This window comes from Croceitalea vernalis (genome assembly GCF_031846405.1).
Lineage (GTDB): Bacteria > Bacteroidota > Bacteroidia > Flavobacteriales > Flavobacteriaceae > Croceitalea > Croceitalea vernalis.
Window position 1 is genome coordinate 1,225,687 of record NZ_JAVRHU010000001.1, and the last position, 15,110, is coordinate 1,240,796.

Sequence of the window (15,110 nt, forward strand, 5' to 3'; positions counted from 1 at the left end):
CACTCATCGAACAAAAACGGAAATTGGACCAATAAATATTGATTTCTGTCGTTTTAGTCTGAAGTTTGGTCTCGATAGTTCCCGAATCTTATAAAATAAATTAAACCAAACAAAATTAAAGTTATGGCAGAAAAATTACTCGTTATCTCAGACATGTGGGGAGTTAAGAAGGGTCTTTGGATTACTTCTTACTTCGGATATTTACAACAGTACTATGATATTCAATTTTATGACTGCCAACAATTAGGTAACATTGATGAGTTAGTTAATACCAAAGAAAATTTACACAGAGCATTTGTTGAAGGAGGTATTGATACTGCTGTTGCCCATCTTTTAAAGAAGGAAAAAGAGCCGTGTCATGTACTAGCTTTTAGTACTGGCGGAACTATTGCATGGAAAGCAGGACTTAAAGGTTTTCCTATGAAGTCACTAACGGCTGTTTCTGCAACAAGAATTCGTTTAGAGAATGAAAGCCCTAACTGCGACATTAATTTAGTTTACGGCGAATGTGATGACTTTAAACCTGGAATGATTTGGGCTAAACAAGTAGGGGTAGACTTGAAGATTACACCTAGTTTTGGACATGAACTTTATTCAGATGAAAAAATCATCGCTGAAGTTTGTAAAAACCTTTTGAAAAAGGTAATGTATAAAGAAAAGGTTGTTTCAGTAGAAAAACAATATAAAAAAGGGGCTTAATCAAGCCCCTTTCATTTTTTCCTTTGATTTTTTTGAGAGTTAAGAAACTGCTTTTAGTTTCTTAATAGTTTCGTAAGATAGCTTTTCTTCCGCGTAAGCTTTAGTTACTTTGAATTCTTTTTCTTCGCTACTCGGTAAAGTGAACATGGCATCAGTAAAAACAGCTTCGCATAAAGAGCGAAGTCCTCTTGCACCAAGTTTATATTCTACAGCCTTATCAACAATATAATTTAAGGCCTGTTCGGTAATACTAAATGAAATATCATCCATACCAAACAATTTTTCATATTGCTTGATGATAGCATTTTTAGGTTCTGTAAGTATTGCTCTTAAAGTCTTCTTATCTAACGGATTCATATGTGTTAGAACAGGAAGTCTGCCTATGATTTCAGGTATTAAGCCAAAATCTTTTAAATCTTTAGGAATAATGTACTGTAAGATATTCTCATTATCAAGTTGATCCTCGGCTTTTGACGCACTATAACCAACAGCCTGCATATTCAACCTTTTGGTAATCATACGTTCAATACCATCAAAAGCTCCGCCGGCTACAAAAAGGATGTTTTCTGTATTTACTTCAATGAATTTTTGATCAGGATGTTTTCTACCTCCTTTTGGAGGTACATTCACCACAGTACCCTCAAGTAATTTTAGAAGTCCCTGTTGTACTCCTTCACCAGAAACATCTCTTGTGATTGAAGGATTATCACTCTTGCGCGCGATTTTATCAATCTCATCAATAAATACGATACCTCGCTCTGCTTTTTCAAGATTATAATCCGCGGCTTGCAATAGTCTTGTAAGTATACTTTCAACGTCTTCACCGACATAACCAGCTTCGGTTAAAACAGTTGCGTCAACTATAGCCAAAGGTACGTTCAACATTCGAGCAATAGTCTTTGCCATTAAGGTTTTACCTGTTCCGGTTTGACCAACCATGATGATATTACTCTTTTGAATTTCAATTTCATCATCTTTACTCTTAGACTGCAATAACCTCTTATAATGATTATATACAGCGACTGAAAGCACTTTTTTTGTGCGTTCTTGCCCAATTATAAAAGTGTCAAGAAAATCTTTTATTTCAAGAGGTTTCTTTAAAACCAACTCAGAAGATAGGTCATTGCTCTTTGATTGCTTCGATTCTTCTGCAACAATGCTATGAGCTTGCTCAATACATCTATCACAGATGTGAGCATCTAAACCAGCTATTAAAAGATTGGTTTCTGGTTTTTTTCTACCACAAAATGAACATTCTAAATTTTCCTTTGCCATCCCAACATTTAAAGTTCTTCTTCATCTAAACGGAAAAAATCAGTTTTTGGTTTGTTTTACCTGGTGACTTTCTAGTTCCGTGTAATACTTTGTACGAAATTATTAACGCTCCCTTACTAAAATTTCGTCAATCATTCCATATTTCTTTGCTTCTTCTGCCTTCATCCAGTAATCTCTATCGCTATCTTCATATACTTTGTCATAGGTTTGTTCTGAATGATTAGCAATAATGGTATAAAGTTCTTCTTTTAGCTTTAATATTTCTTTTGCAGTAATCTCAATATCACTTGCTTGTCCTTGAGCTCCGCCCATTGGCTGGTGAATCATAACTCTAGAGTGGGTTAAGCCACTACGCTTTCCTTTTTCACCTGCACATAAGAGTACAGCACCCATTGATGCTGCCATTCCAGTGCAAATTGTTGCTACATCAGGTTTAATGAATTGCATGGTGTCATAAATACCTAAACCAGCATAAACACTTCCTCCAGGTGAATTAATATAAATTGAGATATCCTTGTTGGCATCAGTGCTTTCTAAAAACAGTAATTGCGCTTGAACTATATTGGCGACCTGGTCATTAATACCAGTGCCTAGAAAAATAATCCTATCCATCATTAATCTAGAGAAAACATCAAATACTGCAATGTTCATTTGACGTTCTTCAATAATATTCGGAGTCAAATTAACAGGGTACATACTACTCACAATTTTGTCGTAATACATACTGTTTATTCCTTGATGCTTTGTAGCGTAATCTTTAAATTCTTTTCCGTAATCCATAGAATTTCTCGCTTGATTTTTTAAACAAAAACGGTTCTGAAACGCGAAATTTCAGAACCGTAAATATACATATTATTTAGAACGTTTATCCGTATACCTCTTTCACAAAGTTCTCATAACTGATTTCTTTGGTTTTAAGGTTTGCTTTCTCTTTGAACAACGTCAATAGTTTTTGACTCATTAATTGCTCTGATAATCGCTTTACTTCATCTTGATTGCCCATTACTCGAGTTGCAATGTTCTCAAGCTCCTCTTCTTGTGGATCTAAATGACCATACTGTGCCATTTGAGATTTAATAAAACCTTTTGCGAATTCTTTTAATTCATCAAACTGTACTGATAAATTATTCTCATCTAAAATCTTACTTTCAATTAACTGATAACGTAAGCCCTTTTCAGATTTTTCATACTCTTCTTTGGCTTGGTCATCAGTAAGTGGGTTTTCACCACTCACTTGAATCCACTTTCTTAAAAAGTCAGCTGGAAGTTCAAATTTTGTTTCAGTAATAAGTTTTTCAGTTATATCGTTCAAAAGCTTCTGATCAGCTTGTTGTTCAAATTGTTTTTCAGAATCCTCCTTGATTTTTTCTTTCAATTCTTTTTCTGAGCTTACTTCATCTTTACCAAAAAGTTTGTCGAATAACTCTTGATTTAGTTCGGCAGCTTCTCTTTCATTGATTTCGTCAATGGTAAATTCTACATCAATCGCTAATTTTTCAGCTTTTTCACGGTCGATACCTAGAGCAGCAGATAAGAAATAATCTTCTTTAAATAACCCCTTAGTTTTTAAAGAAACTGTTTCACCGGCTTTTTTACCTATAAGCGTATCTAATGCTTTTTTGCTTTTTACTTTATCAAGCTCAAGGGTAGTTTTATGTTCAATTTCTTCTGCTTCGTTTTTGAAAGTACCGTTGACCTCATTGTTTTTCTCTACCTCAGTTTTTGAAATAATTTTACCGTATTGTTTTTGAATACGTTCAACCTGTTCATCGACCATTTTTTTGTCGGCTACTATTTTGTATTGAGTAACAGCTTTCTTGGTCTTTAATTTTACTTCAAAAGCCGGCGCTAAACCTAATTCAAATTCAAAGTCAAATTCATCAGCATCCCAATTAAAACCATCTTGTTGTTTTGGTAGTGGGTTGCCTAAAACATCTAATTTTTCTTCAGTAAGATATTTGTTCAAATTGTCTTGAAGTAATTTGTTTACTTCGTCTACCAAAACAGCTTTTCCGTATTGTTTTTTGATAAGTCCCATTGGTACTTGCCCTTTTCTAAATCCCGGAATATTGGCTTGCTTCCTATAGTCTTTTAAAATTGTGTCAACCTTTTCTTGATAGTCATCTTTTGTGATAGCTACCTTTACAACTGCATTAAGGTCATCAATCTGTTCTTTTGTAATATTCATCTATGCTTTGATTTGCTTTTCTCGAAATGGGTGGCAAAAATACTATAATTTATTTTCTACAACAAGTTTTTAATTAGTTGTAAATCAATTAAAAACTTACTTTTTTTTGTCACTTTTTAACAACGAAAATAAAATAGATTGTAGAAAAGAAAGTAAGAAACTAAATGCTAGGGCCCACCAAATGTTTACCACTCCAAATCCTGTAATAAAATAGTCAGCTAAAAGTATTATAATTCCATTAATAAATAACAGAAAAATACCGAAGGTGACAATAGTTACGGGTAGTGTCAAGATTATTAAAATTGGTTTAACCAAAAAGTTTAATAAACTAAGTACAATAGCTACAATTATGGCAGTGATATAAGTGTCTACAGTGATGCCTGGTAAAATATTTGATAATAGAATTACTGCTAAAGCACTTAATAGAATTCTTAAAATAAATTTCATGAGTTTGTATTTAATAGAAAAGGCATCGCAAAAACGATGCCTTTTCTATTAATTATGTCAAAAATTCTTAATCGATATAAAGGCCAGTGAAATTTATTGGATTAACACCTGGTAGATTTGAGCCATATTTGGCGTTAATAGCTTCAATATGAGCATTTGCCAAAATGGCATAACCTCTTGGGGATGGGTGAACACCATCTAAAGAAAAACCACCACCTGTTCCGAATGTTGTTGTAACAAGGCTACCATCAGATAAAGGAAATCCACTATCTCTTATGCCATTAAACAAAGTATTTGCATCTACAAAGGCGATATCATATTGTGTGGCCAATGATTCAATAACTTGATTAAAAGCGGCAAGTGCTGTATTAGCTGTAGCTTGCTCTTCAGGCGTTAAAACCCACTGGTCAGATAAAGGAACAGCAACTCCGTTTATTGAAGTTGGATCTGCTGGATTAGCGAGAGTGCCAATAAATGAACTTGAAGTTAATACAAGTAAGTCATCAGCCGTAGTTTGACGCATGTTTATAAGAGCAGGATTAAATGCTGTTAAATCAGTCAAATCTTCATCAATAATTACTGCAGCATTAGTGGCTCCTGCTGCAAAAGATATGGTTCTTTGGGCTAGTTCCTCTGCTGTGATTAAACCTAAAGCTTGAATTTGTGCTAAACCTCCGTTATAGGCGGCATAAGCACCATTTACTAATTCTGCCGTTGCCGCATCTAATGGAATTGGGTTGTAAGGTACCGTGGTTAAAAATGGGATACTAGTTACATCAGGTAAATTTGCAATAACGCCTTTTGCACCATTAGCAGTCATTGTTTGTAGAATTCCGTTAATAGAACCAGCTACAACATTTACGTCTGAAATATCGCTGCCTCCATAAGTTGAAGGGTCTAAGTTTCCAGTTTGATCTGTACCAGCGCCTCCAGAAGCTACATAGCCCAGTATATCATTATTACCAATCCAGAGCGAGAAAAAACTAGGGTTTTGAGCTGCGGCATCAGCTAAAACAGTTGTATTAGGGCTTGAAGCGAATCGTGCAAAATATGGATTTGCCGCTCCAATAGGTACTCCGGCTAAATTACCATAACCAGGTGCTAATAAGTGGTAGCTTTTTGCTCCAGGCACGCCCATGTTGTTGAACGAACCGGAAAGTACATTCGAAATTTCTGTTGAACCTTGTCCTTCAACCGCAATTGGAAGGGGTGATCCAGTTGCAAAAGAGAGAATAAGTCTATTGCCTAAAATTGGTTGTCCACCTAAGGTAGCGCCACCTAAATTATCAGCCATCAAAGGAATATTGAATGTTCCTCCTCCCGCTAAAGCAAAATTGCTAGCTAACATATTAGGATAAGAATTCTCTTGACCGTCAATGAAAAGTGCATTATCTGAAAATCCTGCTGTTAATGAATTACCCAAGGAAACATAATTAGAAAAATCTGCCGAACCACTAGTGTAAACTACTGGTTCAGGGGTCATAGTCATTTCTTCAGGTACTGTGTCGTCATCAGAGCATGAAATAAATAACAGCCCTAAAAATCCTGCAAAAGAGAGGAACTTTTTCATAGAGAAAATATTTGCGTTAGTTTAAGTTATTGTTAATACAGTGTTTCCAAAACTAGCTGAAAATTACGATACATACAATAATTGGGTAAAAAAAATTATGCATGCATAATAAAATCACATAATTTTTAACGATTTAAGAATGTGATGGTCTTGTTAAAAAATTCTTTTGGGTTTTCTGCATGCAGCCAGTGACCTGCATTTGAGATGGTATCAATTGTCGCATTTGGAAAGTGTCTTTTGATAGTGTCAAAATCATTATTAAGGATGTATTCTGATCTATCACCTCTTAAAAATAAGGTCTCTCCCAAATAAGTGTCAATTGAACTAATATTCTCACCAATCTCCTCCATTTTGTTTTTAAGAACTTGGAGATTGAAACGAAAAGCAAGTTTACCTTTTTGGACCCAATACAAATTTTTTAATAAGAATTGGCGAATACCAAAGTCAGTTAAATATTGACTTAGTTCTTTATCTGCTTGAGTTCTAGTAGTAATCTCGGCGAAGTTCAATTGTAAGAGACCACAAATTATTTCTTGATGATGAGGAGGGTAATATTTAGGGGCGATATCAGCTATGATAAGCTTTTCAACTTTGCTTGGATGTGAACATGCAAATTGCATAGCAGTTTTTCCGCCCATGGAGTGCCCAATTACAATACTTTTTTCAATTTCCTTATCCTTGATGTATTGCAAGATATCTTCCGATAAGTATTCGTAGTCAAAATCTTCTGAATGAAAGCTTTTGCCATGATTGCGTTGATCAATCAAATGAACTTGAAAACCATTTGCTGAGAACTGATTTCCTAGACTTTTCCAATTGTCAGACATCCCTAAAAAACCATGAAGAATGAGTAGCGGTTTGCCAGCTCCGATTATTTTTGAATGTAAAATCATTACAATGTAAGTCTTTGTAAATACATAGGAATAACATTTTCAAGCCCCAAATAAAGTGATTCGCAAATTAACGCATGGCCAATAGAAACCTCTAAAAGATTAGGGATTTGTTCTTTGAAAAATTTGATATTCTCTAAACTTAAATCATGACCTGCATTAATACCAAGTTCAACTTTTTCAGCCATTAATGCCGCTTTTGTAAAGTTATGAATAGCACTTTTATTTCCTTGTGCGTACTGGTGGGCAAAACTTTCAGTGTAAAGCTCAATTCTATGCGCACCAGTTTCGGCAGCACCTTTCACCATTTTTATATCTGGATCAACAAATATGGATGTTCTAATTCCTTCTTTATTAAAAGTTGTAATTACATCCTTTAAAAAGTCTTTATGTTTAACAGTGTCCCATCCAGCATTTGAAGTAATAGCATCTTCCGCATCTGGCACTAAAGTCACCTGAGTAGGTTTAACCTCAAGAACCAAATCAATAAATTTTTGAATAGGATTTCCTTCAATATTAAATTCAGTGGTAACAATAGCTTTTAAATCTCTAGCATCTTGGTACTTTATATGTCTTTCGTCTGGTCTAGGATGAATAGTTATGCCTTGAGCTCCAAACGATTCAATATCTTTAGTTGCCTTTATCAAATTTGGTACGTTACCGCCTCTAGAGTTTCGTAAAGTGGCTAATTTGTTAATATTGACACTTAGTTTAGTCATAGTTTATTTTAAGCAAAGAATAACAAAAATACAAATTAGGCACGCGTTTTGCCTTATATAAATTCGTATTTTGCAACCGAAATAATAGCTATGCAGATTCAGAATCTTATTTTAAAGACATTACCAACGTTTGAAGTCTCTGAGACCTTAAAAAAGCCCTTGTTGTTTTTTGAAGAAACGACCTTTTCACACGCAGCTGTTGTAGAAAAAGGAGTCTTTATTGGTTTGCTTTCTGAAAATGATCATGACTGTTTTGAAGCGCGGAAAAAAATAGAAAGTTTACGTTATGAGCTTGAATCTTTTTTTGTTACCTCTGAAACTTCTTGGTTAGATGTTTTAGAAAAATTTTCTAGAAATGAAGCAAACATACTGCCGGTTTTGAATGACGATAGAAAAGTAGTTGGGTATTATGATTTAAATGATATCGTAGCTCTTTTTATAGGGACGCCTTTTTTTACTGAACCCGGAGGTATTATAGTGGTGTCTAAAGGAATTAAAGATTATTCCTTTAGTGAGATTTCACAAATAGTAGAAAGTAATAATAACAAAATACTTGGAGCTTTTATTACAGAAAGTTTCAATGATATTGTACAGGTTACCATTAAAATAAATGCTGCGAACCTAAATGAAGTTATTCAAACTTTTAGAAGATATAATTACACTATTTTATTTGATAATAATGACGATCAATTTATGGATGATCTAAAACAGCGTTCAGATTATCTAGATAAATATTTAAACGTATAGCTATGAAGGTTGCCATTTACGGTCAATCTTTTCAAGACCATGATATTCTATGTGTTTTCGAATTAATTGAAGAGTTAGAAAAATTTTCTTCCAATATTTTTATAGAGGAAGGTTTTCTTAAATTCTTGATTCAGACAAGTGATATTAAAAGTTATGATACTTTTTCCGTTGCAATAGGTCTAGATTCTTCTTTTGACATGTTTGTGAGTTTTGGTGGTGATGGTACAATGTTGCGCGCTGTCACTTATGTCAAGGATTATGGTATTCCAATGGTCGGTGTAAACACAGGCAGGTTAGGTTTTTTATCAACTTTTAAAAAAGAAGATGTTAGAAAAGTAGTAACCGAATTTGTGGCCGGTGCCTATATTATTGAAGAGCGAAGTTTGGTAGAGATTTGTATGGATAGTGATGTGAAGCATTTTGGTGAGCTTAACTTTGCATTGAACGAAATAACGGTTAGTAGAAAAGATACTACTTCGATGATTACTGTTGAAACTTACCTTAATGACGAGTATCTTACCTCTTATTGGGCCGATGGACTCATTGTTTCCACTCCCACAGGATCTACAGGATATTCCTTAAGTTGCGGAGGACCAGTAATTGCCCCAACAACCAAATCATTGGTATTAACTCCGATTGCACCTCATAATTTGAATGCACGTCCTTTTGTTATTGCTGATGATACTAAAATTAGGCTAAGAGTGTCAGGGCGAGAAGAGACCCACATGGTTTCATTAGATTCAAGAATAGCGACGATACCGAATGGTAAGGAAATCATTATTCAAAAATCAGCGTTTACTGTTAAAATGATTGAGTATAAATCAGAGAGCTTTCTTAAAACATTGCGTAATAAATTACTTTGGGGTCAAGACAGGCGCAATTGACCATTTTTTAAACAATAAATAGGGGTAAATACTGTTTTACAATGAGAACATAATATGACGATGTTGCTTATTTAGCACATTGTAAACGTTATATTGGTAAGCTTTATTTATGAGATTATGTATTGTAGCTTTTTTGCTCACAATGTGCACTTTGAATGCTCAAACCTATGAAATTGGTTTATTTGCCGGTGGTACTAATAATATTGGTGACGTAGGTAGAACTAGCTTTATTTTACCGTCGGGCCCTGCGTATGGAGCACTTTTCAAATGGAATAAGAGTAAACGCTACGCCTTTCGTGCTAGTATCTTTAAAGGTGACTTCACAGCTGATGATACTAAAAGCAGTATGCCATCTAGAGCTCAAAGAGGTTATAAGGTAGAGAATTCAATTTTAGAATATTCTTTAGGTATTGAATTCAATTTTGTAGAATACAATTTACATAAGCTTGGTCCGGCCTTTACTCCATATCTATATACTGGTCTCACGTATTTTAGATATGATTTTAACTACATTGATGCACTACAAGTGCAGGATATTAACCAAAAAGATGGTAGTTTCGCGATTCCGATGACAGTCGGAGCCAAATATCGTTTAAGTCAAGTGTTGATCTTAGGGGCTGAAATAGGTGCTAGATATACCTTTACTGATAATTTGGATGCCAGTAACCCTGAAGGTTCTAATTTTGAACCGTTTAGATTTGGTAATATTTTTAGTGACGACTGGTACGTATTTTCAGGTATAACCTTAACATATACCTTTGGACGTAAACCATGTCAAGACTGTTTTGAGTGACAATGAATCATTTTACCGAAATTGACAAAGCAAAATTACCGAGACATATTGCCATGATAATGGATGGTAATGGTCGATGGGCTAAACAGCGTGGCAAATTAAGAGTTTTTGGTCATGAACATGGTGTTGAAGCCGTGCGTTCTGCTGTTGAAAGTTGTACCAAACTAAATATAGAGTACCTTACTTTATATGCTTTTTCAACCGAAAATTGGAATAGACCTAAACTAGAAGTGCAGACTTTAATGCGAATTTTAGTTTCTTCATTGCGTAAAGAACTTAAAACTTTTAACAAAAACAACATCAGGTTAAACGCTATAGGTAATATTGATTCTTTACCAAAAAAAGCAGCTCAGGAATTGGAAGAAGTAATAAAAAAGACCTCGGAAAATACTGGTATGACGCTGACTTTAGCCTTAAGTTATGGTTCAAGGGAAGAACTAAAATTAGCCATAAAAGAGATAAGTATCAAAGTTAAAAATAATATAATTTCACCTGAAGATATTGATGAAGCCATTATAAATACTCATCTTTACACGCATGACCTGCCAGATGTAGACTTACTTATTAGAACAAGTGGGGAGCATAGAATAAGCAATTTTTTACTTTGGCAAATAGCATATGCCGAATTATATTTTATTGACGTATTTTGGCCCGATTTTAGTGAGCAACATTTGGTGGATGCAATAATCAATTACCAGAATAGAGAACGACGATTTGGAAAAACTAGCGAACAACTCAATTAAGGGGTTAAAAAGAATTACTTCATACAAACTATTACTTCTACTTTTTTTAATAAGCCAGGTAAACCTAGCACAGGAAACCTCCCTTGAATCGGGGCAAAAATATATTTTGGGTGGTATAGAAGTAACAGGTCTGCAAAGTTATAACGAGCAGACAGTTAAAACCTATACTGGTCTTAGAATAGGTCAAGAAATTACCGTACCCGGTGAAGAAATCAGTGCAGTTATTAAAAAGCTTTGGGGACTTGAATTGTTTTCTGATGTGGCAATGTATCAGACCAAGATTGAAGATGGTAAGGTGTTTTTAGAACTTAATATACTAGAACGTCCAACTTTATCAAAAGTTACTATTTATGGTATAAAAAAGAGAAAAATTCAAGCTATAATTGACGATACTGACCTTAAAAAAGGAAAGAAAATAACTGAAAGTCTTATAGCAAACACGAAAGGGTACCTAGAAAATAAGTACAAGAAACAAGGTTATTTAAATGCAAAAACTACCATTGCTACCGCCAAAGACACTTCTGGAACCAACTCAGAAAGTATGGTCATCAATGTTAAAAAAGGTGACAAAGTAAAAATTAGTGATATTGTATTTGAAGGTAATGATAAGTTAGCCGCTAAAAGACTAAAAAAAGCATTAAAAAATACAAAGCAGAAAAAATTCTATCGTTTTTGGAAAAAGTCAAAATATATAGAGGATGATTTTAGAGAAGATTTATCTGCCTTGGTAGATGCTTATGCAGAAAAGGGATATCGTGACGCCAGGGTTTTGTCGGATACTTTTGTGAAAATCAATGAAAATAATATAGCGCTTAAAATAAAAGTAGAAGAAGGTGATAAGTACTACTTTGGCGATATCAATTTTGTCGGTAATTCAGTTTATAATGACCAAATATTGACTCGGGTATTAGGTATTAGAAAAGGGGATACTTACAATGGAGTTTTGCTTAAAAAACAAATTGCTGACGATAGTAAGCCCGATGCTCAAGATTTAACTAATTTATACCAAAACAATGGTTATTTATTTTCAAGTATAAATCCAGTAGAAGTATCTGCTGTAAATGATACTATTGATTTTGAAATTAGAATAATTGAAGGTAAAGAAACCTTTTTAGATCATGTTACTGTTACTGGTAATGATAAAACCAACGATCATGTAATTTTTCGAGAGCTCAGAACGAAACCTGGTCAAAAATATAGTAAGGACAATATTATTCGAAGTATTAGAGAACTTGGTCAGCTAGGGTTTTTTGATGCGGAACAAATTGCGCCAGATGTTTTAAATCCGGACCCTAATTCTGGGACCGTTGATATCAACTATAGTTTAGTTGAGGCTGGATCCAGTCAAATAGAGTTACAAGGTGGCTATGGTGGCGGTGGCTTCATTGGTACTCTGGGCTTATCTTTTAATAATTTTTCAATTCAAAATATTTTTAAAGGAGAGTCTTACAAGCCTGTACCTATGGGTGATGGACAAACATTTGCTCTACGATTGCAAGCAAGTAGAACCTTTAGAGTTTATAGTTTAAATTTTTCTGAACCATGGTTAGGTGGTAGAAAGCCTGTAAGGTTTAATCTTTCATTTTCAAGAACACAACAGTTTGCGTCAAACTTTAGCAACCAAGGTCAAATTCAAGTAGATAAGGATAGAGGTTTTGCTATCACAGGCGTGTCTGCAGGTTTAGCAAAACGTGTACAGTGGCCTGATGATTTCTTTACTATCTCGCATTCACTAGGGTACCAGCTTTATGAATTCAATGATTATAATATTGGACTTTTTAATTTTGGTAATGGAAGGTCTAATGCAGTTACGTATACCGTAGGTCTTTCAAGAAGTTCACAAGGTCCAAGTAGGATATTCCCTATGTCTGGTTCTAACTTTGAAATCACGGCAAAATTCACACCGCCTTATTCGCTGTTTTCTGGTAAAGACTTCAAAGCAATAAGTAATAGTATAGATGAAAAAAGTGAACGGCTTTTTGAAATTGGTCAAAACCCATCTACCATTCAAGAACAACAAGAGTTTCAAGAATTACAAGCTGATATTGAAGATTTAGAAGAAGAGCGATTTAAGTGGTTGGAATATTATAAGGTTAAATTTAAAGGAGATTGGTATACTACTTTAATAGATAAGCTTGTTTTAAGAACAAATGCTGAGTTTGGCTTTTTAGGTAATTATAACCAAGACATTGGAGATGTGCCTTTTGAACGTTTCTTTGTTGGTGGTGATGGTCTAGGTAATTTTACACTAGACGGCAGAGATGTTGTTCAACTTCGAGGTTATGAAAATAGCTCGTTAACGCCTTTTGTGACAAATGCAATTAGCGGTCAACAACAACAAGATGGTGGTGTTATTTATAATAAATTCTCAATGGAACTTCGCTATCCATTGACTCTTAAGCCATCAGCTTCCATATATGGTCTTGCTTTTTTAGAAGCAGGTAACGCTTTCAACAATTTTAACGAATATAATCCGTTTCAGTTAAAGAGATCAGCTGGAGTGGGGCTACGTATTTTTATGCCAGCTTTTGGACTTTTAGGAATTGACTTCGGTTACGGCTTCGATGAAGACCTTAGACCACAATCAATAGGTAACGGACCTAGCGGATGGCAAACCCACTTCATTATTGGTCAGCAATTTTAATCATAATTGGAATATCCTGCAGTATTTAAATAATCTAATGTATTCATTATAAGTTATTTATGTATTTTGGCATGATATTTTCTATGTAATTAGCGGAATTAAAAATGAAGACAAAAGCGCTTATAGTAATTACCATTTTATTATGTTCTCTATTCTCTTTCGCTCAGCGAGGAGTTAGAATCGGATATGTTGATATGGAATTCATTTTAGAAAATGTAGAAGAGTATCGTGAAGCAACTGATCAGCTAAACATTAAAGCTAATAAATGGAAGCAAGAAATTGAACTCAAATTGAGTACAGTTGAGCAAATGAAAAAAGATTTAATGGCCGAAAAAGTGCTTTTAACTGATGAGTTAATTGCCGAACGAGAAGAAGAGATTCAGATTTTAGAAACTGAAGTATTGAATTATCAACAAGACCGTTTTGGTCCACAGGGTGATTTGGTTTTGCAAAAGAGACTATTAATTCAGCCTATTCAGGATCAAGTTTTTGTTGAGGTGCAAAAAATCGGAAAAAATAAAAAATATGATTTTATTTTTGATAAATCAGCAGATGTCGTAATGTTGTACTCCGAAAAAAGACACGACATTAGTGACTTGATTTTAAGGGAAATAGGAAGAACGCGAAAAATAAGCAAGTCAAATAAAGATAAAAAGCTTGCAAATAAATTAAAAGACTTCCAAGAGGCTGAAGCTGAAGATAACAAAGAAATCAGTGATGCTTTAAGAGAAAGACAAGAAAAAGCAAGTACTGACAAGGAATCAAGAGCCAAGGCTGCCGCTGATAGAAAAGCCGAACAATTAAAATTACGTGAAGAACGTAAAAAGGCTTATGAAGATAGAAGAAAGAAATTGCTTGAAGAGCGTGAGGCTAAAAGAAAAGCCAAACAATCGGAACGAGAAGAGACTGTTAAGGATACAATAAATCAATAAATAAAAACTAGACACTAAAAATTTAACACTCAAAATTAAAGTTACTTAGAATTATGAAAAATGTAAAGAAGATTGTTGTTGCGATGTTACTGTTTGTAGCAGTTACAAGTTTTGTAAACGCACAAAGCAAAGTGGCACATATTAATGTCAGTGAGCTATTACAACAAATGCCAGAGATGATTGCTGCTCAAGCAGAGTTAAAGCAATTACAAGAAACCTATAGAGCAGATATACAAGGTGCTATGACTGAATTTCAGAATAAAGCCACTTTGTACCAAAATGAATCTACTGCTAAATCTAGAGAAGAGAATGAGAAAAGAGCTTTAGAGCTTCAAGAGATTCAAAAAAATATAGAAGGTGTAGAACAAGAGGCAATGAAAGATATGCAGAATAAGCAAGCACAACTTTTTGCTCCTATATCAGACCGTGCAAAAGCCGCTATTGAAAAAGTGGCAGCAGCACAAGGTTTTGATTATGTTATTGATGCCTCTCAAGGAGGAGGGTTAATCGTTGCCAGAGGTAAAGATCTTTTGCCAGAGGTAAAAGTAGAGTTAGGCTTCTAACTAAACAAGTTAAGAA

General features: G+C 34.4%; 15 protein-coding genes. 8 read left to right on the forward strand and 7 right to left on the reverse strand.

The window, feature by feature from the left end; translation table 11 throughout:
* Nucleotides 1-123: 123 nt before the first annotated feature.
* On the forward strand, nt 124-699 hold the full coding sequence (locus tag RM520_RS05535; RefSeq protein WP_311387257.1) for a hypothetical protein: 576 nt from the start codon (nt 124-126) through the stop codon (nt 697-699).
* Between the two features lie 39 nt (nt 700-738).
* On the opposite strand, the gene clpX is transcribed toward RM520_RS05535, so the two are convergent.
* The 7 genes from clpX to RM520_RS05570 form a co-directional block, all read right to left on the reverse strand.
* Complete coding sequence (gene clpX, locus RM520_RS05540; RefSeq protein WP_311387258.1) at nt 739-1,974, reverse strand: ATP-dependent Clp protease ATP-binding subunit ClpX; 1,236 nt, start codon at nt 1,972-1,974, stop codon at nt 739-741.
* Nucleotides 1,975-2,076: 102 nt separating this feature from the next.
* Entirely contained in the window at nt 2,077-2,754 is a 678-nt protein-coding gene (clpP, locus tag RM520_RS05545; RefSeq protein ID WP_311384707.1) for an ATP-dependent Clp endopeptidase proteolytic subunit ClpP, read from the reverse strand.
* Between the two features lie 85 nt (nt 2,755-2,839).
* Nucleotides 2,840-4,162 (reverse strand): trigger factor, encoded by a 1,323-nt coding sequence (tig, locus tag RM520_RS05550; RefSeq protein WP_311387259.1) that lies wholly within the window; start codon nt 4,160-4,162, stop codon nt 2,840-2,842.
* Nucleotides 4,163-4,258: 96 nt separating this feature from the next.
* Entirely contained in the window at nt 4,259-4,609 is a 351-nt protein-coding gene (locus tag RM520_RS05555) for a phage holin family protein (protein ID WP_311387260.1), read from the reverse strand.
* Between the two features lie 67 nt (nt 4,610-4,676).
* On the reverse strand, nt 4,677-6,179 hold the full coding sequence (locus tag RM520_RS05560) for an SGNH/GDSL hydrolase family protein (protein ID WP_311384710.1): 1,503 nt from the start codon (nt 6,177-6,179) through the stop codon (nt 4,677-4,679).
* Between the two features lie 125 nt (nt 6,180-6,304).
* Nucleotides 6,305-7,072: an alpha/beta fold hydrolase gene (locus RM520_RS05565; protein WP_311387261.1), complete on the reverse strand. Its 768-nt coding sequence runs from the start codon at nt 7,070-7,072 to the stop codon at nt 6,305-6,307.
* On the reverse strand, nt 7,072-7,788 hold the full coding sequence (locus tag RM520_RS05570; RefSeq protein WP_311384712.1) for a pyridoxine 5'-phosphate synthase: 717 nt from the start codon (nt 7,786-7,788) through the stop codon (nt 7,072-7,074). Before RM520_RS05570 ends, RM520_RS05565 begins: the two co-directional genes overlap by 1 nt.
* 90 nt (nt 7,789-7,878) lie before the next feature.
* Here RM520_RS05570 and RM520_RS05575 point away from each other — a divergent pair, with 90 nt between their 5' ends.
* The 7 genes from RM520_RS05575 (at nt 7,879) to RM520_RS05605 (ending at nt 15,094) form a co-directional block, all read left to right on the forward strand.
* Entirely contained in the window at nt 7,879-8,535 is a 657-nt protein-coding gene (locus RM520_RS05575) for a CBS domain-containing protein (RefSeq protein ID WP_311384713.1), read from the forward strand.
* A 2-nt stretch (nt 8,536-8,537) separates the two neighbouring features.
* Nucleotides 8,538-9,419, forward strand: coding sequence for an NAD kinase (locus tag RM520_RS05580; RefSeq protein WP_311384714.1), 882 nt, complete (start codon nt 8,538-8,540; stop codon nt 9,417-9,419).
* A 109-nt stretch (nt 9,420-9,528) separates the two neighbouring features.
* The gene (porG, locus tag RM520_RS05585; protein WP_311384715.1) at nt 9,529-10,212 is read left to right on the forward strand and encodes a type IX secretion system protein PorG; all 684 of its coding nucleotides are present in this window, start codon (nt 9,529-9,531) and stop codon (nt 10,210-10,212) included.
* Between the two features lie 2 nt (nt 10,213-10,214).
* Entirely contained in the window at nt 10,215-10,955 is a 741-nt protein-coding gene (gene uppS, locus RM520_RS05590) for an undecaprenyl pyrophosphate synthase (RefSeq protein WP_311387262.1), read from the forward strand.
* A complete protein-coding gene (locus RM520_RS05595; RefSeq protein WP_311384717.1) occupies nt 10,927-13,599 on the forward strand; it encodes a BamA/OMP85 family outer membrane protein in 2,673 nt (890 codons plus the stop codon). The genes uppS and RM520_RS05595 overlap by 29 nt, the downstream gene beginning before the upstream one ends.
* A 104-nt stretch (nt 13,600-13,703) precedes the next feature.
* The gene (locus RM520_RS05600) at nt 13,704-14,531 is read left to right on the forward strand and encodes an OmpH/Skp family outer membrane protein (RefSeq protein WP_311384718.1); all 828 of its coding nucleotides are present in this window, start codon (nt 13,704-13,706) and stop codon (nt 14,529-14,531) included.
* Between the two features lie 53 nt (nt 14,532-14,584).
* Complete coding sequence (locus RM520_RS05605; RefSeq protein ID WP_311384719.1) at nt 14,585-15,094, forward strand: OmpH/Skp family outer membrane protein; 510 nt, start codon at nt 14,585-14,587, stop codon at nt 15,092-15,094.
* Nucleotides 15,095-15,110: the final 16 nt, after the last annotated feature.